This window comes from Pseudomonas sp. B21-015, assembly GCF_024749285.1.
Taxonomy (GTDB): domain Bacteria; phylum Pseudomonadota; class Gammaproteobacteria; order Pseudomonadales; family Pseudomonadaceae; genus Aquipseudomonas.
Map to the genome: position 1 here is coordinate 1,512,283 of NZ_CP087196.1, position 23,541 is coordinate 1,535,823.

Sequence of the window (23,541 nt, forward strand, 5' to 3'; positions counted from 1 at the left end):
GCGCTGGGCTGCGCAGCGGCCCCAAAAGTTTGTGAGCGCTGCGCACTCAAGCGCGAGCAAGCTCCCTCGGCACCGTTGATCCTCTCAGATCAGGACACGCCATGCCCGATGCCATCCAGTTTGAACGCGAGCGCGGTTTACTGACCCTGCGCTTCAACCGCCCCGAGAAGAAAAACGCCCTGACTCGCGCCATGTACAGCCACTTGGTCGAGGCCCTGAAGCAAGCCGACACCGACCCCGACATCAATGCGGTGCTGATTACCGGTGGTGCTGAGTGTTTCACCGCCGGCAATGATATTGGCGATTTCCTCCAGCAACCACCCAGCGACCTCGACAGCCCGGCATTCCACTTCATGCTCAGTTTGCTTGAGTGCCGCAAGCCGGTGATTGCCGCCGTGGCCGGTGCGGCGGTGGGGATAGGTACGACGATGCTACTGCATTGCGATCTGGTTTATGTCAGCACGGATGCGCGGTTGCGCATGCCCTTCGTCAATCTCGGGTTATGCCCGGAGTTCGGATCCAGCCTGATCTTGCCGCGGTTGCTCGGGCATGCCAAAGCGGCAGAGTTGTTGTTGCTGGGCGAAGGTTTCAGCGGTGAACAGGCTGCCGCGTGGGGGATTGCGACTGAAGCCTTGGGCAGTGGCGAAGCGGCGTTGGCCAAGGCGCGGGAGATGGCGTTGCGTTTTGACGAGCTGCCACCAGAGGCGGTGCGCATCAGCAAGCAATTGATGAAAGTGCCGGATCGGGAACAGTTGCGCAAGGTTATGGAAGAAGAGGGCGCCTTATTCACCCAAAGGCTGCGTTCGCCGGAAGCGATTGCGGCGTTGTCGGGGTTTATCGGCAGACATTGAATGTGTGGTGATCGGGCTGGCCTCTTCGCGAGCAGGCTCGCTTCCACAGGGTTTTATGATGGTCACATGATTTGTGAACAACTCTGGCCAATGTGGGAGCGAGCCTGCTCGCGATGAGGCCCGCCCAGGCAACACAACTTTCGGATCAAAAAACCAAAAAGCCCCGCCATTCACATGGCGGGGCTTTTGTTTTTCGTACAACCGATCACTCAGACCATCTTGTCGCCAACGTGCAGGATTTTCATCCCGTTGGTGCCGCCGATGGTGTGGTAGCTGTCGCCCTTGGTCAGGATGACCCAGTCGCCTTTCTCGACGACACCGCGCTTGAGCAATTCGTCGATCGCGGCCTGGCTGACTTGCTCAGGTGGCAACGATGCCGGGTCGAACGGTACGGTGTAGACGCCACGGAACATCGCCGCGCGGGCCTGGGTTTCGCGGTGCGGGGAGAACGCGTAGATCGGCACCGAGGAACGGATGCGCGACATGATCAACGGCGTGTAGCCACTTTCGGTCAGTGCGATGATCGCCTTCACGCCCGGGAAGTGGTTGGCGGTGTACATGGCCGCCAGGGCGATGCTCTGGTCGCAGCTTTCGAAGACCTTGCCGATGCGGTGGCTGGAGGTCTTGCTGGTCGGGTGCTTTTCAGCGCCGATGCAGATGCGCGCCATGGCTTGCACGGCTTCCAGCGGATACAGGCCGGCAGCACTTTCGGCCGAGAGCATCACGGCGTCGGTGTAGTCGAGCACGGCGTTGGCTACGTCGGACACTTCGGCGCGGGTCGGCATCGGGTTCTGGATCATCGACTCCATCATCTGGGTCGCGACGATCACAGCCTTGTTGTGGCGGCGTGCGTGCAGAATGATTTTCTTCTGAATGCCCACCAGCTCGGCGTCGCCGATTTCCACACCCAGGTCACCACGGGCAACCATCACCGCGTCGGAGGCCTTGATCAGGCCGTCGAGGGTTTCGTCGTCGGCCACGGCTTCGGCGCGTTCGATCTTCGCCACCAGCCAGGCCGTACCGCCGGCTTCGTCGCGCAGTTGACGGGCGTATTCCATGTCGGCGGCGTCACGCGGGAAGGACACCGCGAGGTAGTCGACCTGCATTTCGGCAGCGAGCTTGATGTCGGCCTTGTCTTTCTCGGTCAGGGCTGGTGCCGTCAGGCCGCCGCCGCGACGGTTGATGCCTTTGTGGTCCGACAGCGGGCCGCCGATGGTCACGGTGCAATGCAACTCGGTGGCGGTGGCGGTATCGACGCGCATTACTACACGGCCGTCGTCGAGCAGCAGCTCGTCGCCCACGCCGCAGTCTTTCACCAGGTCCGGGTAGTCGATGCCGACCACTTGCTGGTTGCCTTCGGTCAACGGGTGGCTGGTAGAGAAGGTGAACTGGTCACCGATCTTCAGCTCGATCTTCTTGTTGGCGAATTTGGCGATACGGATTTTCGGGCCTTGCAGGTCACCCAGCAGGGCGACGAAGCGGCCGTGCTTGGCAGCGAGGTCACGCACCAGCTTCGCGCGAGCCTTGTGCTCGTCGGGGGTGCCGTGGGAGAAGTTCAGACGGGCGACGTCCAGGCCAGCCAGAATCAGCTGTTCGAGAACTTCCGGCGAGTTACTGGCCGGGCCAAGGGTAGCGACGATTTTGGTACGACGAACGGACATGCAAAGACTCCTGAGTTCAAGCGCTCGCAGAGGCTACTATGCTCTTGGGGTGTAGTCATTGTTCGTTTGCACTACTTTTTTTGAAGAACTTGGTCATTGGTTTCTTTATTGAACGCGACAGCTTGGTGCAAATGCTCCTGAAGATTTCCACCCACGGGTCGATACAGAGCGCAAGACAGGAGATCCCCCATGCGATTCGTGCTCATTGCCGCCCTTGCCCTCAGTGTTGTGGGCTGCACCCGTTGGTCGATGGACCATCATTTGAATAATGCCTACAGCGCCTACGAGCGCGGCAACTGCGAGCAAGTGATGCTCGAACTGTCCAAGGTCGATCGCGACAGCCGTTCCCGTCGCTACGTGCAGCCGGAAGTGTCGATGATGCGCGGTCAGTGCCTGGAGCGCCAGAAGCTGTTCATTGATGCGGCCCAGACTTATCAGTTCATCATCGCGTCTTACCCGCAAAGCGAATACGCCTACCGCGCCCGTGCCCGTCTGGAAACGTTGGAGAGCCTGGGGCATTACCCGACCCGCAGTGCGACGGTGGTGCGCCCGACCCGGTTCTGATTGAAGGCAGCGTTCAACGGCTGGCCGGCCGGCGTGGGTGAGCTATAGTCGAATAGATCGGTTTAGAGCCTTGTTTCTAATCGAGGTAACACCTGTGATCGGCAGCGGACGGATGGACTGTCGCACCGGGATCGGGGAGAGCGCGGCTTATGCCTATAAAGCAATAGAGCAGGCCCCGTTCCGAAGCATTAGTGCGGCCCTGCTTAAGGGCCTTGCATGGCGACTAACGCATGTTCACTGACCGCCGGATCGAGCGGCATCAACTGCCGTATTTTCTCAAAGTGTTCAACAGCGTCACCGACAAGCCCATCGGCTTTCTGGGCAATCTGTCCGAAGACGGGCTGATGCTGATCAGCCAGTTGCCGATCATGGTGGGCGCCGACTTTGACCTGCGCCTGAAAATCCCCATGGACGGCAACTGCCAGCAGGTGATCGACCTCAATGCCTGCTGCCTGTGGTGCCACGAAGACGCAACCCCCCACCACTATGACGCCGGGTTCAGCCTGCAACGGGCACCGCCGGAGTATGGGCAATTGGTCTCGGCGTTACAGCAGTACTTCAGCTTTCAGCCGCTGCCTGCCTCGGCCTGAAGGCTGCGGCGCTTTCACTATTGCTATCGCGAGCAGGCTCGCTCCCACAGTGGTAGGCGTTGATCACAACGCTTGTGTTCAACTCAAATCCCCTGTGGGAGCGAGCCTGCTCGCGATGGCGTCAATACAGTCGCCGGATATTTAAAGGTCAGGCCGTAGCAATCGCCCGCTCGTTATCCAGCGACCGCTCCACCAGCATCAACCCCAACTCACTCATCCGATAAATCGCCATCGCCAGATGCCGCGGCTTGTCGTCCAGGCTTTCAGCCAGGTCGAGCAGCAGAATGCTGACCGTCGAAAAGGTTTCGTAGGTCTCGATGGTCAAGGCTTCGGGGTTGGCATCGGGGACAACGGTGAACATTTTCATGGCACGGTCCTGGGATGAGCGCGACGGGGCGGTGTCGGGTTTTAGGTAGTGGTCGAGGGCCTTTTCGGCGGCGTCGTGGAGTTTTTTTGAATCGAGGGTGGCGTAGGGGGAAACCGGGTCGGTTTCGGGGGGATTGGGTGTGGCTTTGAACATAGTCATTTCTCCGAGGTGGTGCTGCCACCGACTCGCGACTAAACGAATTAGGGTGGCGGCTGAACGCAGGTTAGTCGACCGGTGGAGAAATGAATCCCGGCGCGCCCGGAGGCGCCCTGCGAACAGCCACCATCGAGTGCGGGGATAGGGAATACCCGACTGGATGACGCTTATACACATCATTTCTACCACCGGGCGACTAAACCCGACCACTGATTGGCAGCGGCACGGATCAAGTTACGGGACAGGCACAAGGCGCACAAGCCGGCGGATTCTGGCGGATCTGTAGGCAATGGCGCAACCCGTTGTAGCCGAGGGATGACGGCGTTGAAAGCTTCTGAAATACACCTTTACCGTGGATTACCGTTTATTGGAACTGTCAGATCTGTCAGGTGCGGGGGCCAGATGGATTGGCATTCAATAGTTCAAGAACGCTTCCGGGCAGAGTTTCCAAAATCGTGAAAATAACGGTGTCAGTCATGGATATAAACGATGATGTCAAAAAAAATCTGCTTGGTAATGCACTGGAAGAAATACGCCTTACTGACGATATTGAAAAAGAACCCGAAGTCGTTGAACAGCCAGCTGATGTGCCTCTTGTTGTTGATTCGGAACAAAAAGAAAATGATTTGTTTGTGTTGACAACATTGCGTGTGACAAAAGAGAGTTATTGGGCAGAACTTGAGGTGGAATACTCATGGGATGCAGCCGGGGAATTATTTACTTGTCAGGCAAAGCGATACAGGGCTTTGAGCAATGGCAGGCATTCCGGCAACGTATACCTGTCTATGAGTTCGGCAGGCAGTTGGGGGTATTCAGAACTGAGTAACGACGATGCCACCCAGGATGGTCAATGGCACACCATCAGTGGAGGCAGCTCCGTAGCAGGTAATTCCGATTATGCGTGGATAAACTTTCAATACATATATGACAGAGCGGGTACGTCGGATGTTCCGATGAACATAGGTGTGAGAGTGTCATATACAGTTCCTGCCCCAACCTTCAAACCGATCAAGAATGTTCCTGCTTCCCCTTTTACGATGACAGGGGGCGGAGGCATATACGGAGCCGGTACCGTACGCATTCGTAATGCCTATAGTTACGAGACCCCCACCGCTGTTATCCAACCTGATGGGAGTTGGAGCGCGAGTGTCAAGTTCCCGGCCGGTCTTGTGAGTTTGGATACACAAGCCTGGCAACAAATAGGTAGTAAGTTATCTACATACACAAACAGTCCGACTATCTATCTGGCGACGCTCACTTCGCCAGCCCAGGGCGATGTATTGCCCATTAGCGAAGTTATCTTCCGTGGTACCGCCGCTCCAGATTCTACAATGGCAGTGGTGAGGGCGGATTATGGGGATGTCCTGGCCCAACCCGTTCTCGTTCCCTCATCCATGGCTTGGCAGTCACCCATGACTGCGCAGTGGCCCAGCGGGCGCTTGACGGCGACCGCAAGTTTTACCTATCCCGGCTTCACGCCGGGTTACACATTACCCGTCACCTTTACCGTTTTAGGAAATCCGGCCATTAGTTCACCTGCCGGTGGTTTGACTCAGGAACGGACCTTTTCCGTCAGTGGTAACAATCGGTTGCCCGGCGCCGCAGTTGCAGTCCTCATCGATATGACAGACACCGTGGTCGGTAATGGTGCCGCGGCGCAGGCGGGTACCTGGAGCGCCAACGTGACGTTAGAGCCAGGGCCAAGAAGGCTGGTGGCACGGCAGACCCACAGCGGCAAGACTTCCGGGCGTGGCGTCTCCCAACTGTTCCTGATTCGACCGCCCGAACCGACTCTGTTATCCAGGCCAAAAGGGGAAGGTGTTGAGCTGTACGGCACCGGCTATGACGGTACCGGTGTTCAAATGCACATTCATCAATCTTTTACCGCCAACTTTTACTTTGATGCACCGGTCAACTCGGGTAACTGGACGAAGGATATCCCGGAAACTTTTGTACCGGGCAGCTACCAATTCACCGGTAAACAAAGCGTTTCCGACGGGGGGAGCGGGCGTATTTACAACTCCAGTTGGGTTGATAATCTGTCTGTCAACGTCCCTACCCCCGTACCGACGAACGTGACCGCCACCGTCAACGGGCAGAGGGCTACCTTTGCCGGCAGAGGACGTCAGTGGGGCACATATGAGGTCAAGATCGGCATTTACAACAATGGTGTCGCCCTGGCCGGCGTGCCACAGGCCACCGTGCGGACCAACCTCATCTGGGACACCACTGCAACTGCCGATCTTGCGCCTGGCGTTTACACCAACCTTGCCGCACGGCAATGGGTGAACAATCGGTGGTCCGGCGACAGTGCCAAAATTGCAACCATGACCATCCCTTCGCCTCCCCCCGTATTCAGCAATCCACCGTCGAATGTCCCCTCCGGACAGCGTCCGCAGATTTCCGGCAGCGCCTGGCCAGGGTCGGCCATCGTTTTGAAAATTCCGGGAAAACCGGATGTACCGCTGACGGCCACGGGCGGCACGTTTACCCTGAACGCCACCGAAGAGTGGGCGCCGGGCACCTATACCCTCACGGCCACAGCGGCTTTCGGCGGTGGGCAGCCATCCTCACCGGGCACGCGAACGTTTACGGTTAAATCCCCGGTGCCGATTATCACCACGGCCGACAATGCCGAGGTCGATCTTGTTCCGGTCATTGAGGGGACAGGTTTCCCGGGCTGTTGGGTGGTTATTTATTCGCAAGCCACCCATCAGCCATTGGGGAGCAACCAGGTGCGCCCTGACCGTGGATGGACGGTGACGCTGGCGGAGCAAGCCCCGGCCAGTTTGACTGTTTATGCCATCCAGCAGGACGCTCAATTCAGCGAAAACAAATCCGACCGGACCGCAGCGCAGACGGTGAAGGTTCGCGTGCCGAAGCCCGGGATAACGGTGCCGGCGCCAAACGGCAGGCCGGCGCGGACGTCGACGTTCACAGGCACAACGACTGCGTCGCAGGGCACCGTCGAGTTGTCGATCAAGGGTGAAAGCCAACCCTTCATTAAAGACATTCCATTGAAGCCGGACGGCAGTTGGGAGGAAACGCTGACACTGTCGGTGGGGCCGAAAACCGTGGAGGCCAGGCTTCGTCAGAAGACATACCTCAGTGAACCGTTCGAGCGTGTCGTCACGGTGGTGCCAGCCGTGCCGGTGATCGACACACCCCGTAATGGCGAAGCGCTGGGCCGTCTGCTAAGGATCTCTGGATTCGGTTATCCGGGGGATACCGTGCATGTCCAACGGACAGGCAGTGCTCACAACCTCGCCCCCGTCACGGTGAAGGAGGATGGCACCTGGTCGGCCAGCTTCGAGCACAACATGATCGCCACCAACGGCATCAAGGCATTTGCGCGAGCCGGTGCGGGGCTGGACTCTCTCGCGTCATCCACGAGTACTTTTCTTTTACTTGGTCCGGCACCGCAAATCACCGAACCCCTGACCGGCGACTGGGCCGGGGTCCGGCCGCTGTACAGTGGCCTGGCCACGCCTGGGGCCAGCATCACCGTCGCTTCATGGTTCAACGCCGAAGACGTGCTGGCGCCGGCGACGGAGGCCGATGCCGATGGGCGGTGGGCCGTGGTGGGCAACAAGGACCTGCCCGTCGGCGCGGCGCGGGTGATCGTGCGTCAGACCGTGGACGGCAAGGCTTCGGAGTGGGCCGAGAGCGGGCGCTTCATGGTGGAGCGCAAGACTGCCCAGTTTGAAGCGCCCACCGTGCAGTTTCCGCTCGTGGAGCAAGAGGTAGGGCGGCGGCCGATGTTCTCCGGCGGGGGGGAGCCGGGGGCTGAAATCTTCATCTGCAAGGTGAATGACATGAACACGGTATTGGCGACGACCCGGGTGGATCGCAACGGGAAGTGGGCGGTACGCTCGCAGATCGAATTGCCGGTGGCGGAAAGCGTTTATACCTATTCGGTGCGTCAGTCACGCGATGGCGTCGTGTCGAAGTGGTTGTTGCCCAACCGCAACGTAAAGGTGATCCAGATGCCTGTCGAAAGGGTGATTGTCGATCAGCCGGTGAACGATGCGGCGCAGGAGCTCGAACGGCGGCCGGTATTCGCCGGAAGGGGCATCGCCGGAGCCGAAGTTCAAGTGATTGAAGATCAGACAGAAACTGTTTACGCCACCACAACGGTGAACGCGCAAGGCTATTGGTCAGTGCGCTGTGAAGTTGAGCTGACAGTGCAAGAGACTGCCCATCAGATCAATGTCCGGCAGTCCATGGATGGTCAAGATTCGCCTTGGCTGAGCACTGCCATCGGCTTCAAGGTTGCCGATGAAATTGACCGCCCCGAGATCGCCAGCCCGGTCGCGGACGCCCAGATATCCCCTCACGAAGTGATCCGCGGCACGGCAATGCCGGGGGTGGAAGTGCGGCTCTACAGATCGGGCAACGGCAATGTCATATGGGGCAAAGGTGTTGCCGATGCGCTGGGACAATGGGTGATCGTGACCGGTGGGCTACCACTGGGGGGCTTCAGGATGGGAGGGAAAGGGTACAAAGACACCTTGCAATCCCCCTGGATGCTCGAGCGTGATTTCACGGTGATCGATGCCGGCTGACGCTTTGCTGTTTCCTTCAGATCTGGCCCTCTTGTGAGGGCCATTTTTTTGTCCGCTTCAAATGGCATTCATGGCTGCGCGTTCTGATCAGCGGTCATCTCACCTGTCAGATCTGACAGTAGACCAGCCCTTGTCTGCAAGCGCTAAATCAGCCTGACGCAAGCAACCGCCAACCCGCTGACGGGATCCGGCCCTGGTTTTTGCCTGAAGGGAAAATAGCGCAATGAATGCATCCGACAATCGTCCGATCCACCAATTGGTCAAGGCTGTGCTGGGGGAGGAGCGCAATGATGCCGGCCTGCCTTTCGATGATTACATCGCGCAGAACCCCAGCGTGTTCGACTTGATAAAACTGGGCGCCGGCGGGTTGCAGAAGCTTGGCCTGGGCCGCGAACAGGCCCACTCGTTGATCGCCCGTGGCAATGCCCTGGCGTTGTACATGGCCAGGGTGTATCGCGAGCAGAGTCTGCGCGCTGCACCGACGCCAGACGATGAAAAGGCGTTGGTGCCGTTGCCCACGTACACGGAACAGTTCAACCCGGATATCAACGGCGCCGCCCCGCCAGGCAGCCCTGAGCACGGCGCTTCGACCACCGCTTACATGGTGGCTCTGCGTGAATGGGTACGAGACTACATCGTGCCGCAGGGCGATCCGGCCCAGGCCATCGCGCTGGAGGCGCGCCGGCCGGATGTGGATCAATTGCTGATCGACGAGATGGCGATCAACCACGTGCAGTCACGACTGGAAATCGCCAGCGCGGTGCTTGAGGCCCAGATATCGTCCTGGTCCCATATCCACTACCCGACCGTCAAGGCGTACCTGCGCACGATCCGTTTTCACAACAGCCTGCCCTATGACCACGACTGGGAAAGCCTCACTCATGTTGTCGGCGAAGCGGTGAAGAAGGGGGCGCTGGGGGACATCATTCGCCGGGTCGACCTGGATTACCCGTATTTCAAGAACCCGGGCGCCCGGGGCGATCGCGCCGATGTGGCCTTGCAACTGAGCAGCGGCATCGGGCCGCTGCATTTGTCGTTGCTGCTGGAAGACCCGTACTTTCCCTTGAATGGCGCGATGGCCAACGTGCCGTTGTGGAGGGTGGATCCACGTACACGGCTGGTCGATGCGGATCCGCAAAAGTCCGCCGACGATTTCTATCCCGACAACTTTGGCAGCCTGGCGAATTTCCTCGAAAGCCTGCGCAGGCTGTGGGTTTTCAAGGATGCAACACGCCTCGATCAACGCAAGGTCGATTGCTTGCTGGGGCATGGTGCCTTTACGCCCAAACTGTCGGCCAACGCCCCGGCGCTGGGTAACCCGGATGTGCCGCTGACGGGGGTCACGGCAGGTGCCCGTTATATCCATGGGGGGGAAGCCCCGGCTATCGATATCGTGCCAAGCGTCGTGGGGGCTCGGTTCGAGCTGATTCATGTGGGCGAGACGAATTTCGAGGCTCTGGAACACCGCATGGACCGGATCAATCGCAAGTGCCGGCTGGATCGCATGCTGCAGTTGCCCAGCCATCAGGTCGATCAACTGCTCATCGCAGCGATGAACGCCGAACGTCGTGGCACCGGGGAACCGTCGATCTGGATTCGCCCCAATACCCTGCGTTGTCTGGGGCTGTTCAAGGAGTTGAACACGGCTTACGACTGTAAGGCCGAAGAGTTCGCGGCGTTCATCGACGTGCTGTCGGTGTACGGCCAGGACGGGCAAGAGTCGCACTTTGATCGGGTGTACAACCGAGAGGCGATGTATGAAACAAACCTGCGCATCGACAATGTCGAGTTTGCCATCGTGCCGCGCACCGAAGCCGAACAGCTGACGGTGCATCAGATTTGCAGCGCGCTGGACATCAACTTCGAGACCTACCGCTACCTGGCCACGGTGATCGCCGAGGCCTATGGCCTCAAGACACACTTGCAGCGCAGCTTGGCGATTCTTTCCAGTTTCTGGCGTCTGGTGCGGCTGGGCCGATTGTTCGGGCTGACGCCTATCGAGTCGACCGCGCTGCTGCAAACCCTGAGCGAAGGCGAAGGCCTGGTGGCGCAATTGGCGGGTGAGCCAGCGGTGTCCAGCTACGGCTCGGGAGACGGCGCGGATGCGTTGAGCGCCATCCGCGGGCTAATGAGCGCTGCGGCATGGGCCCGCGACTACGATTTACCGGTGCTGTGGTTGGTGCAAAACGTCAACCCTGTGTATGTGCCGACCGTTTGGTCGCAGGCCCAGGAGCAGTTTCTGCGGCAATTGCGCAGCCAGGCACAGCCGGTATTGGTGGAGGAGGCCACGCTGCTGGAGGAAGGTGCCCCATTGCGGGACAGTCATGAGCAGCTCGTCCAGTGGCTGGCGCTGCTGAGCCCTTTGGTGGACGACAACGGCTTGGTGATCGGGCGCCATGGCGAGACCGAGACCCAGTATCTGGCGCGTGCCGACGCAGAGATCGAAACGATCGCCAAGTCTGTCTATTCGGAAGATGAGGACGCCCCTGAACGTGAGCCTCTGCAGAACCTCATTCGCACCATCGTGCTGCGTTGCCGGGACGAGCAGCGGGTGGTGGTGGAGGAAGGCATTTCGGTTTATCTGAAACTGGATTCGTTGCTGGCCGCGCAGGTGTTGTCCTGGGCCCAGGGGCACGTGTATGACTTTTTGCAAGAAGCCATGACGCTGCAGCCTGCACGCCTGCAACAGGTGCTGGAGAAACCGGACTCATTCCTGCAAATGCTTGCGGAGCTGGAGCGGCGCGGCAGGATTGCCGACAAGCTTGGGCTGAGTCCGCAAATGCTCGCCACACTGCTGACGGGCGAACAGTATCAATGGTTCAGTCTGCAGAGCCCGTACGAGATCTCGATCCGGGCAGTGTACTACCTGGCGTTCTACCGCCGGCTGATTACCCGGGCCCGCCAGCCCGAGGAAAAAATGCTCGACTACCTGCTTCAGGTCAACCAGTTGCCCGACGACCTGAGTGAGGACGGATTGCGCCTGGTTCGTGATGCCGCCGCCGACAAACTGGCCACCTATTTCGGCTGCGGGATCCGGCATGTGCTCGAATGCGCCGAGCACATCAATCACGAGATCGAAGGCAGCGATAGCCCGGCCCGGCCCATTCTGCGCAATCTGGCGCACCTTGATGTGCTGGATCGCACATTGGAGCTGGCCAGGCACGGGATGGATGCCACGGCAGCGCTGCGCCTGGGCACGTTGTACCCGCTGGATCTGGAACCGGCCTATGCCTTGGCCGCGCAAAGCGCGCTGGAAAGCCTGGCCCGATTCAATGCCATGACCACCGCCCAGGATTCGGCGGAAGTCGGGCAGAGTTTCACCACCCGCTGCGTGGTGGACAACCCGACCCTGATCGCGAACCTGCCACAGGAAGTGGCGGAGTTCGAATGCTTGCTGCTCGACTTTTACGGTGAGCCGCTCAAGGGCGTGGACATTCACTGGTCGACAGACCTTGGGGCGATGCTCACGCCGGTGACCCGCACCGATCATCAGGGGCGGGCCTGGGCCCGGCTCCAGGCGGGGGCGCGGATGGGCACCGCCCATGTGTCGTTCAATTTGCCGCTGTATGAGCCGGTGTATGCCCCATCGGTGGTGATCGACTGCGATGAGGCGACCCTGAAGTTCAATTCCGAGTTGAGCGGGCTGCCGCCCCGAGATCCGGTGTTGGCGGGGCGTCTGTGGGAGCAAGAGATGTACGCTGTGCTGATCGACGATTATGGCAACCGGGGGGCTCATCGTCAGGTGGCCTGGTCCACCACGCTGGGGCAAATCCGCCCCAGCCAGACGTACACCGACAAGGATGGCCTGAGCCGGGTGTGGATCTCCAGCGTCAGGCCGGGTAATGCCACCCTTGCGGTCGGCAACGTGGAGGGCAGCCACAAGCTCACCTTCAGTCGTCCCATTGTGTTTGCCGACAAGCCACGGATTCTCGACAAGCCCGCTGTTACCGCGGTGGCGATGGTCGGGCATGCCTTGCCGGTACGCTGCCAGGTTGTCGGGCTCGACGGTGCACCCGTTGCGGGCGAGAAGGTGATGTGGTGGACGAGTGTCGAACCGACCAAAGTCGAGGCGGCCAGCGATACGGACGGGTTCTCCGATTTTTCGGTGGCCGATCCGCAGTCCGGCGATCTGACGATCTATGCACAACTGGGCTCTGATCCCGTGGTCGAGGTCAAGGTGTGGGTGGCGAGTGACGCCGTGATCCAGAACTATTCGCAAGTCATTCGCTTCCCGGTGGCCGGCGCGACGCGGCCGACGTTGCTGTGGGTGGATGTGAAGGAGTCGAGCGACGCGGATGCGAAGCCGGTTGGCAATTATCCGGTGTTGTGGAAGGTCAATTCGACACCACCCGTGGAGGTGTCCATTGCGACCGATGCGCAAGGTCGAGCGGTGTATCCGTTCACGTCGGCGTTGCCTGGCCTATTTGTCGTGACCGCCGATCTGGTGCTTCATCCACCGCTCACGCAACGGTTCGATTTGACTGTCGTTCGCGCCTTCGAATGGAAAGTCGAGCTGATCGAGATTGGGCTCAGCGGCGAAATCCGTGTGCCGATCACCCCCGGCACCGACGAGCTCACCCTGTTCCGAAATGGCCATTACCGCCTCGAAATCGCTCCGGCCGACGCCTCGCAACTCCGGGGCAGCCAGGGTGCGCTGGGGTGGAGTTCCGACTATTCCACCCAGGCGCTGGGCATGGTGTTCACCCCACCTTTGGCCACGCGTTTCGAGTTCACCGATGACCCCTGTCAGGTGGAGATCCGCACCGCCGACATCCGAAACGGTCGGTTCCAGCTGAGCCTGTTCTGCGACCGCTTGAATGAGGCACTGGTGATCGAAGGCACCTTGGGCAAACGCCCCGTCACCCGACGTTCATCGTCGACATCATGAACTGATTGGTTGTCCGCAGGCCCGGCCTGAACACTGCGTTTGCAGGCCGGTCGGGTCATTACCCAGCGACAGGGAGAAAAACACAATGGAAACGCTGCAAATCAATGAGCTGACGCAACGTTACACGGCGGCAATGGTGGAAGCGGTGCTGGGTCAGAAGCTATGGTCAGGCGCCGTCACCCTGCGTACCTCCGAGGAATTGAGCGAATATCTGATGCTCGATGTCCAGGACAGTGCGCAATTGGAGGCCACCCGGATTTCCTCGACCGTGCGGACGTTGCAGCAACATATCCAGTCGGTCTACAGCGGCATGGAAAAGGGGTACGAAAACGGCCATTTCGAAGAGGAGGATTTGCAGTACTGGTACGGGATTCTGAGTCACTACAGCACGTGGTCGGCCAATGTGTTGCTCAAGGATCAGGCGGAAAACTACATTGTCCCGTCACTGCGCCTGAACAAAACCACGCTGTTTCTGGCGCTGGAAAACAGCCTTAATCAGATGCGCCTGAGTACCGGGTCGGTGCAAAGGGGCTTGATGGAGTACACCCAGGCCTTCCAGCGCATCTGTGATCTTGACGTGCTCAGCGGCTACATCGACGGGGCGAACGTTCAGGACGCACGCTATTACCTGATCGGGCAGGAACGGACAGCGCCGTTTGCTTACTACTTGCGCAGTGTCAACGTCGAGCTGGACAACGCCAGCAAAAAAATCAACCCGGCTGCCTGGGGTGAATGGCAGAAGATCGATATCGCCACCACCGGCACCGTAGTGGACATCCGCTGCGTGAATTGGCTGGGGCTCCCGGTTTTGGTCTGGTGTGAATGGCGAGAGCGCCAGGTCGATAGCAACGGCGTGGTGCAGACACCCTGGTCGCTGGAAATCAAACTGTCCTTCAGCTCCCTGAACGGTCAGTGGTCGGCGCCGCTGTCGCTGCATCAGCGTGACTGCGAGTACGACGTGTCCAATGGCCGATTGACCGTTGTGTCACTGGGCGACGGTGATCCGAAGGACGATCGATTGGCCGTTTGTTACACCAACCGCCACGGCCTGGACGGGCGGGCATCGTTCCATGAAATCGAAATTCATGAAACCCGCGATGCGTTGTTCCGCAAGGTGGCCGATGACACCGCGACCCTGCTGACGATGACCTTTGGCCGTTTCAGGAACGCGGCGAGCCTGCAACAAAAGGTGGTGCCACAGGATTATTCGACGGTCACCATTACCAGCGCTGTGGAAACGTCAGGCTCAATCAATGCGAATTTTTTTCTGGATGCCGTCTATACCCGCGAGCAAGGGGCGGACAGCAACTTTTATGAGGTGCTCAGGGTTCGGGGACGCTGCGATGCCGTGCAGGAAAACGGTCGTGTACTGCAGCGCATGTCGATCAGTTGGAGGGCGGTGACGGAGGATACGTCTGTCGACATCAGCATTGTCGATGCCGGCGAGAAGCAGTTGCGAATCACGCTGACCACGCGGGAAAAGCCGTCGCAGGCTTATGACGTGCAACTGCCCAAAGATGCCAGCAAGGAAACGGTCCATTCATTCGCTGCCGCCGACTTCAAGGAAACATCGGTCGGTGACGGGATTTGGGTGGCAGAAGCCGTGGCCACGCTTTCTGCGACTGCATTGACGTATCTGCTTGGAAGAACGCAAGACGAGATTCGGGCCGGCGCCGGATTTTTCATCACCGGCCTGGGTGATGCCGTGTTGAATGAGCAAAATCAGGTGGTGCCGAGGGTTCTCTATGCCCCTGTGGTCTTCAAACTCAACATGCATCAATCGACTGAAGCTGATCCACTGCCCTGGATCTCGACCGGCGTACTGGACGGTCAATACGCGACCCCTTGGCGGACCTATAGCCGGGAAACCGCATCGTTGGGGGTTAACAATTTTCCCATTGGTTCGAATATTGACTTTTTTTTCGGTGAGGCGGATGAGGGCCAAAAAGGATACGGGCGCAACAAGTTCTCCGTCTTGTTGAACGAGAGACCGCGCCTTTACACCACCCCGTCCCTCGACAAGAGCAGCGCCGAGGGGGCGCAGTTTCTGAGTTTCAACAACAGCCAACAGGTGCTCAAGTACTCACGGGTGAACTCCACGTTCGGCCCCGTGCTGACCAGCCGGGCGGCAGTGTCGGTCGATGCGTTGCTTTCCTGGGACACCCAGCATGTGGACGAGCCGCTCATGCCCGATGGAACGATTGAGGAAAACGGGCCATTCGACGGCTGCAACGGTTTGTACTTCTGGGAGCTGTTTTTCCATACACCGGATCTGGTGGGTTCACGCTTGTCGGCGGAAGGCCGTTACCACGAAGCGCAGAGTTGGTACGAGTACGTCTTCAACCCCTTGGCGCGCGAGGTCAAGCCGTCGGAGAGCCCGCAGCCCGATGATCCGGTGGTGATTCCGGCACCGGCGTACTGGCGCTGCCGTCCGCTGCAAAACGAGAATATTGATAGTTCGTATGAACGTGCGGCGCCGTCGGATCCGGACGCGATCGGTTATACCGCACCGATTCACTTCAAGATCGCCATTTTTCTGCGTTATGTGGAAAACCTGATCGAGTGGGGGGACGGCCTCTATCGCCACCTGGATTACGACAGCATGGTTCACGCCGCGCTGAACTACAGCAGGGCACGGACGTTGATCGGCGAAGAACCGGTCACTGAAACGGCCAGCACATGGCAACCGAAGCCACTCAAAGACGTGCTGACGAGTGTCAGCGTGCGCGACCCCCTGAAAGCCTTCGAAGCCGACTTTGAACTTAGCCTGGCCGATCTGCCCACCGGCATGCTGACCACGCCGCGTTTCGACCTGTTGGGCTCAGGTGTGTTTCGCCCCGGGCTCAATGAGCGTCCCAAAGCCTTGTGGGACCTGCTCGACGCGCGGCTGAACAACTTGCGCAACAACCGCTCGATCGACGGTCAGCCGCTGTCGATTCCGCTGTTCAGCCCGACCATGGATCCGTTGGAGCTGTTGCGGGCGCAAGCCAATGGCACTCTGGGGACGTTCCGCAACCCTGGGGGGCAGGTGCAGGTCGTGCCTTACAAATGGCAAACCGTGCATAACCTGGCACTGCAGGGCGTGGAGTTTCTGATCCAGCAAGAGGATCAGCTCAGGTCATGGCTGGAGCAGCGTGACCGGGGCGAATTGGAGGAGTTGCAACAAGGCCACATGATCGAATTGGCTGACTATGCCCGCTCGATCCACGAGGCGACGATCGCCCAGCTTGAGGCCACCGCTGCGTCGTTGCGGCAAAGCGAAAGCATGATCAAGGCCCGCGCGCAGCACTATCAGAACTTGATCGATGAAGGGGTTTCCGAGGCTGAGTACGGCGTTCTGGAAAAAAACAGGATTGCCCGGTATGTCGCCGGGGGTGCTGGGGCATTTCGGGCCGCAGGGGCGGCACTGGATCTGGCTCCCAATATCTTTGGGACATCCAACGGCGGTATGCGTCTGGCGGCTGTCCCGTACGCTTTCGCGGAGGTGGCTCAGTTGACGGCGGATCTGACGATGCGCGAAGCCGAAGAGGCCAGCATCATTGAGCAGCAGAGGCGGCGCCAGCAAGAATGGGAGCTGGTGCGCGACCAGTCCAATGCCGAGGCACGGGTGTTGCGCGAGCAACTGCTGGCCCAGGATCACGCGATCAGCGCCGCCCGGGCCAGTCTGCAACAGACTGAAATAGCCAATCATCAGGCCAAGGCGGTGTACGCGTTCTACAAGAACCGCAGTACTGGCCTGGAGTTGAGCAACTGGGTCGTTGGGCAAGTGAAGACTTTGATCTACCAGGTTTACGACGTGGTCGCCGGCCTGTGCCTGTGTGCCGAAACCTGTTGGCAGTATGAAATGGCTGACTACAAGACCCGTTTTATCCGCCCGGATGTCTGGATGGACACCTGCCACGGGTTCACGACCGGTGCTTCGCTGAAGCTGGATCTGCTGAGGATGGCGGCTGCGCGCATCAAGCGCGACGAGCGCCGGCTGCAGTTGGTGAAAACGATTTCCCTCAAGACGCTGATGGGCGAGGTCAAGTGGAAGGAGGGCTTAGATATAGGGAAGCTGGAATTCGAGCTGAACGAAAGACTCTTCGATCAAGACTACCCGGGCCACTACTGCCGTCAGGTCCAAGGGTTGTCACTGACCTTCCCCGGTCTGTTGGGGCCTTACCAGAACATTTGCGCCACGCTGGTGCAAATCAGCAGCGCCACGACTCTTGAGCCGGAAATCAAGGCTGTCGAACACTTGCACGGTGTAGATGGGGCCACGCCGGTTCCGGGTTCTCTGGTGCAGAACCTGCGTCCTTACCAGCAGATAGGGTTGTCTTTGGGGCTGGACGACAACGGCATTGTCGATGCTGTGGATGATGACCGTTACGCACCTTTTGAAAAAACGGGCGCCCATGCCAGTTATGTCTTGACGTTCCCCAGGCATGGCCAGCCTTCCCAAGCGAGTCTTCTGCAGTCATTGACGGACGTCATTCTGACGCTGAGATATCAAGCCCGGGATGGCGGGGCGAACTTCGCCACCGCTGTTGAGGGCTTGCTCAAATCTACCTCCGAAACCAGTTCGCCCGATCAGGCCACGGGTACCACACGCGCAAGGAAGACGCAGCCATGAGCGAAGAAAATGTATACGCCAACCACAACTTCATTCTCAACGGCGACTTTCAGGATGTTCTGAACGACTGGATCATCAATGACGAAATAAAGGTCACCCGGCAGGAAGGGCTATGGCAGGGCAAAACGATCGGCTTCATGAATGCCGTCAATATGGGGGAGGGCTACCAGACGATTACCTTGGCACCATCGCCGCGCCCTGAACCCGGCAAGGCGGATTACAAGCTGATTTTCTGGTACGAGGCGGTACAAGGCGCCGTAGGTACGCTGCGGATCAATCCTGGTCTGGGCGGGGAAGTGGACCTGAGGCTGGTGCCTTCGCGCGAGGCTGAAGCCGAACAGGCGTTGAATCTCGACCAACCTCTGCTGGATCTCAATCTCACCGAGTACGCTTACCCGCTTACCCTCGATGCTGCGGAAACTACGGTCAGGTTTACCGTTATCAGTCCGGATAATGGCGGGCCGGGCAGGCCGGGCGCCGTGCGGGTCACCTTCATGCGTTTGGAGTTGCAGCTGGAGCTGTTGCAGCTGGACAGTGTGATGATCGATGACGAACAACAATCCCCCGCTGAACCGCTGCACCTGTGCTTTGGCGCCCATCATGACGTTGCGCTGCAAGTGACCGGCGGCAATGCGTGGAATGGAACGTACGCAGGGTTGCTGGTGAACGGCGGCGTGTCTGATCCTGAGAACATTCTCAGTGCCAGCCCACGGTGGGGGCTAGAGCATCCAGTCAGCGCCCCGTGGACGATAACCTGCGCCGGGATTGTTGAAGACAAGGAAGTTGAGCACACCCTGCACGTACGCAGTTATTACACCGCCGACCTGTATCCGCTGCGCACGGTTTCCGGTCATTTTCAGCTGGATGTGATCTCGCTGCAGGAGGCCGCTTACTATCCGGTGATCGACCTCGATCAGAGCGTGGAACTGCGGGTGCGGGTGGAGTCCCATTACACCAAAACGCCATTGGCCAATCGCTTGGTCACCTGGACGTTGAAAGGCCCGACCCCTGCGGACGATATCGTGTTGGACATGCAACCCTCAGGCGGGAACGGCGAGGCCGGTTTTACCTGGACACCGGACGTAGAAGGCGACTGGGAGATCGTGGCCTCGGTCGACAGCCACTATGAAAAGGACGATGCCCGGCATGTGTTCAAGGTGCGTGTCCTGAAGGAGGACCCGTGGCTGAGTGCGACTTTTGCGCTGGATGGATCGCCCCGTGAATGGATGTGGGGGGCGAAAACCGGATACCCCTGCCGCGGAGCCACCCATGAAGTCAGGCTGGCGTTCCTGTCAGGTCACGCATTGGCCGACTCCGAGCTGTCGCTGCATTGGACGGGGGAGGACACACCTGAAGGACTGGGTGTGACATTCAACCCCAAGCTTGAAACCGGGGAACCCGTTGTGGGGAGCGGGTTGGCATGGCGCATGGCGTGTGAAAACCGAAGAGACAGTGTTTTCGAATTCCATGTCAGCTGCTCGAAATTGCTCAACCGGTCGCCCTCGCAAACGCTGAACCTGGCCCACAACTGGTTGGCTATCGGGGATGTGAAGCCGCCGTCGAGATTTCCTGCGGTGGGCGGTCCGAAGCTGCCGATGTCCGTTCAGATTCGCTCGCAGGTGCCCGGTGTGGAGGCGGTCCGGGAGGTTGATGTTCAGTGGAGCATTGATGGAACACCAGAGCCCACGCTGCCGACGGGAGCAGACGGCTGGTGTGAATACGGGTACGACCCTGTCGCAGAAGGCCCTTTCAAGATCAAGGCAAAAGCCGTCAGCCCTTACGATGACGCGGAGCCGGGGCATGAGTTCACGGTCACGGTATTGGCTGAGGATCCATGGAGCAAGCTGGTCACGGTGACATTGGATGGCCAGAAAGAGGGATCGGTCGGACTCCTCTGTTTTCGCGATGCACAGCCGGTGGACCTGCTGATCTTGCCCGGTGACGACACCCTGTTGGACGAAGAGATCTATCTGGATCTGAAAAGTGATGCCGACTTGGGCTTTGATTTCGAACCTTCGATGAAAGACAAGCGTCGATTGACCAGAGACGGACTGATCTGGACGGTTCGTTCAACTGCTGATATCAGTGCGCCTTTCCAATTGCATGTGTGTCATGACGAGTTGGCACCCTATGCGTTGCAGGGACGATTGCTGTCACAAACGCTTGAGGACGACGGAACGTTCACGTTTGACGGCAAGGAATTGGCCCTCGAAAACATGGCCTATCCCTGCCTGGGAGGCCAGCACACCTTAGCCTTTACGCCAAAAGCGGGCAGCCTGTTGACCGGGCTTGAGGTCGCCGCGAAGTGGGCCTCAAGCAATGCCCTCGATGTGACGTTGGCGCCTGACCATGCGCGGGATCTCCCAAGTAATGGCCTGGAGTGGACGCTGGACGCTCGCGCCGGTACCGAAAGCGGCGCGTTGGGGCTCTCGCTGGAACTCAATCAAGCCGGGTTCACTTACCCTCCGGTGCCTATGTCGCTGGGGCACAACCGAATCAAGATAGCCGACGTACGCGGGCCCACTTTCGATATGTTTGTGGGCGAGACCGCCTTTCTGGAGATCAAGGCCCAGTCGTATTACACCGAGCGGTCAGTACCCGGTGTCGTGGTCAGCTATGAGGATGGCGACACTGTTACGCCGGTTCCGACACAGGAGACTGGCTGGGCACGCTTTGCCTACACAGCCACACAAGCGGGCCCTGTAGAGGTGATTGCGACCGTGCCAAGCCCTTACGATGGCCCCGACGACGCCCCCTCTTTCACATTTGAATTCACAGTGTTGGCCGCAGCACCCATGGGATCGGATTCGCCTCCTGTGTCGACTTCTACAACAATGACGGACGAAGGATCGCTCATGTCTGAAGAGCAGGAACCAGGACACAACGCTATCGAGATCGGCGAGGTGCGCGAGGCCGCTTTTGATCCGGTGGTGGGCGAAAGCGTCTGGCTGGGGATCAACGTTCGCTCGTCCGGCACCCGACGGGCCGCTTCCGGTGTGGAGGTGGTTTTTACGGCCGAGCTAGAGCATGCACGGGTGGAAACGGATGGCGAGGGGTGGGCGTATTTTGCCTACAAGGCCGAACAGGCAAAGGATGTTCAGGTGGTCGTCGCCACGCTGGAAGGTGTCAGCGATGGCGCTGAGGCGGATCCGTTCCATACCTTCCGTTTCAAGGTATTGGCGGCGGGTGTCTGGGACGATGCCCGGATTCAGCTGAACGCTGACGTTCCTTCCACAGTCTGGGGCGAAGAGACCAGGTTTCCTCGGACTACCCAAGCTCATACCATCAAGTTGGTGGTCGACAATGCGAGCAGCCATTTGCTCGGCCGTGATGTCTGCCTGGGGTTGAAGGGGGACTCCTTGCCCTCAGAGCTGGGGATTACGAATGTGCAGCCGGCGCTGGGCGTTGCCCGAGCTTTGACTGCAGAAGGGTTGAGTTGGCAGTGCACCGGCACGATCGGCGGGGCTTACAACCTGCAACTTGAGGCATCGCGCCTGCTCAAGCAATCGCCGGTCAATGCGATGTCGTTGGGGCCGGTTCCTTCTGCCGGGCTGCCGGCCGCTATTGTCTATCGCGTGGGAAATCAACCGTGCGAAATCAAGGATTCCGAGATTGTCGTGAAGATTGCGCTGGGGAGCCCGGTCGAGTTCAGCATCTCGGTTCCGCCAGAATGTCTGAACGAGTCGGTGTCGTTCCGACAGCTTGGAGAGTTTGATATGGGATTCGACCCGGGACTGGATTCCCCACGCAAGTTCAACGAACTGGCTTTGGAGTGGACAGTGATCGCTTCGAGATGGGGCATTGAAGATTACATCTATCAGCTGACGTTCTCTCAATACCCGGATTCTCCACAAATACTGAAATTCCTGATTGAGTAACCGAATGCAGGTTTGATCGAAGGTTAGAAGGCTCCCGCTTTCTTCCAGCTCAAATACCGCGTCACCAGCTCGGCCCCCAAGTCCCCAGGCCGGGCTTGCAGCACCGCAACGCCATGAGCACTCAAGCGCTCATGGCGTTGCGCGCTTGCGTTCAGGTAATCCACCGTCCCGCAATAGGCCAGTGCTTCGTCCAGAGTCTGCACCGGGCGATGGCGTATTTCATCGAGCACGTTTTCCCGAAGGCTCGCCACGAGCACACGATGCTGCAGATTGAGGCGTTTGACGGCGGTCAGCAATTGCTCATCGTCTTCGTCGCGCAGGTTGGTGATCAGTATCACCAGAGCCCGGCGCTTCTGTCTGGCCAGTAATTGATTCGCCGCAGCCTGGTAGTCGGCGGTTCGTCGACTGCTGTCGACGTCGTAGACGGTATTGAGCAACACCGTGAGGTGTTCGGTGCCTTTGACCGGGGCGAGGTAGCGCGGCTGTTCGCTGGCAAAGGTGCTCAGGCCGACGGCGTCACCCTGGCGCAGGGCCACGTAGCTCAGCAACAGGCAGGCATTGAGCGCGTGATCAAAATGCGACAGCTCATCGTCCTGGCTACGCATTTGCCGACCGCAATCGAGCATGAAGATAATCTGCTGGTCACGCTCGTCCTGGTACTCCCGGGCAATCGGCGTGCGTTGTCGGGCGGTGGCCTTCCAGTCGATTTGCCGTAGGCTGTCGCCTTCTCTGAATTCGCGCAGTTGATGAAACTCCAGCCCCAGGCCGCGTCGTTGGCGTTGGCGCACGCCGAGCTGGCTTAACCAGTTATCCACCGCCAACAGCTGGCCGCCATAGAGACGGGCGAAGTCGGGGTAGACGCGGGTGTTGTCGGTCACGTTCAGCAGGCGTTTGTCGGACCACAGGCCCATTGGACTTGGCAGGCTGATTTCGCAGCGTTCGAAGGTGAAGTGACCGCGTTTCAGGGGGCGCAAACGATAGCCGATCTGGCTGTGCTGACCGGGTTGAAGCTCGACCGACAGGGGAAGGTGTTCGAAGTCCAGGCCGTTCGGTACATGGTCGAAGATTTGAATGTTCAATGGCTGGGCAAAATCATGTGCGATCTCCAGGCGCACCTCACCCCATCGACCGAGCGCCAGGCTGCCGGGCATCTGCCGTTGCACGCGGGGCGAGGGCAGGCGCTTGAGGCGGATGGCGTCGAGTGTCGCCAAGGCCAGCAGCGCCAGCAGCAATCCCCAGTTGATCGATAAAAGGCTCGATGGAACCTCGATGTCCAGTGCCCGCAGTGTGCCCGGCACGATGCCGATGGCCAGCAGCACGGCGAGCCAGATCAGCAGCAGGCGCGAGGGTTTCATTGGCGCACATCGCTTGTGGCGAGGGAGCTTGCTCCCGCTGGGGTGCGAAGC

General features: G+C 59.3%; 10 protein-coding genes. 7 read left to right on the plus strand and 3 right to left on the minus strand.

Annotated elements, in window-relative coordinates:
• Positions 1-101 precede the first annotated feature (101 nt).
• Positions 102-851, plus strand: a complete 750-nt coding sequence (locus LOY38_RS06895; protein WP_258699371.1) for an enoyl-CoA hydratase-related protein — start codon at positions 102-104, stop codon at positions 849-851.
• Positions 852-1,060: 209 nt separating this feature from the next.
• Here LOY38_RS06895 and pyk read toward each other — a convergent pair whose 3' ends face one another.
• A complete protein-coding gene (gene pyk / locus LOY38_RS06900; RefSeq protein ID WP_258699372.1) occupies positions 1,061-2,512 on the minus strand; it encodes a pyruvate kinase in 1,452 nt (483 codons plus the stop codon).
• Between the two features lie 189 nt (positions 2,513-2,701).
• Between pyk and LOY38_RS06905 the strand changes: the two genes are divergently transcribed.
• Together LOY38_RS06905 and LOY38_RS06910 are read left to right on the plus strand one after the other, a co-directional pair.
• Entirely contained in the window at positions 2,702-3,076 is a 375-nt protein-coding gene (locus LOY38_RS06905) for a tol-pal system YbgF family protein (RefSeq protein ID WP_258699373.1), read from the plus strand.
• Positions 3,077-3,306: 230 nt separating this feature from the next.
• The gene (locus LOY38_RS06910; RefSeq protein ID WP_258699374.1) at positions 3,307-3,666 is read left to right on the plus strand and encodes a PilZ domain-containing protein; all 360 of its coding nucleotides are present in this window, start codon (positions 3,307-3,309) and stop codon (positions 3,664-3,666) included.
• 148 nt (positions 3,667-3,814) lie between these two features.
• Here LOY38_RS06910 and LOY38_RS06915 read toward each other — a convergent pair whose 3' ends face one another.
• On the minus strand, positions 3,815-4,186 hold the full coding sequence (locus LOY38_RS06915; protein ID WP_258699375.1) for a DUF6124 family protein: 372 nt from the start codon (positions 4,184-4,186) through the stop codon (positions 3,815-3,817).
• 479 nt (positions 4,187-4,665) lie between these two features.
• Here LOY38_RS06915 and LOY38_RS06920 point away from each other — a divergent pair, with 479 nt between their 5' ends.
• From LOY38_RS06920 to LOY38_RS06935, 4 genes are all read left to right on the plus strand, one after another.
• A complete protein-coding gene (locus LOY38_RS06920) occupies positions 4,666-8,754 on the plus strand; it encodes a hypothetical protein (protein WP_258699376.1) in 4,089 nt (1,362 codons plus the stop codon).
• Positions 8,755-8,977: 223 nt separating this feature from the next.
• A complete protein-coding gene (locus tag LOY38_RS06925; RefSeq protein ID WP_258699377.1) occupies positions 8,978-13,642 on the plus strand; it encodes a Tc toxin subunit A in 4,665 nt (1,554 codons plus the stop codon).
• A gap of 85 nt (positions 13,643-13,727) precedes the next feature.
• Positions 13,728-18,257 carry a neuraminidase-like domain-containing protein gene (locus LOY38_RS06930; protein ID WP_258699378.1) on the plus strand — a complete coding sequence of 1,510 codons (4,530 nt, stop codon included), beginning with the start codon at positions 13,728-13,730 and terminating at the stop codon, positions 18,255-18,257.
• A complete protein-coding gene (locus LOY38_RS06935; protein WP_258699379.1) occupies positions 18,254-22,135 on the plus strand; it encodes a hypothetical protein in 3,882 nt (1,293 codons plus the stop codon). The genes LOY38_RS06930 and LOY38_RS06935 overlap by 4 nt, the downstream gene beginning before the upstream one ends.
• 23 nt (positions 22,136-22,158) lie before the next feature.
• On the opposite strand, the gene LOY38_RS06940 is transcribed toward LOY38_RS06935, so the two are convergent.
• Positions 22,159-23,490 carry a DUF58 domain-containing protein gene (locus tag LOY38_RS06940; protein WP_258699380.1) on the minus strand — a complete coding sequence of 444 codons (1,332 nt, stop codon included), beginning with the start codon at positions 23,488-23,490 and terminating at the stop codon, positions 22,159-22,161.
• Positions 23,491-23,541 lie beyond the last annotated feature (51 nt).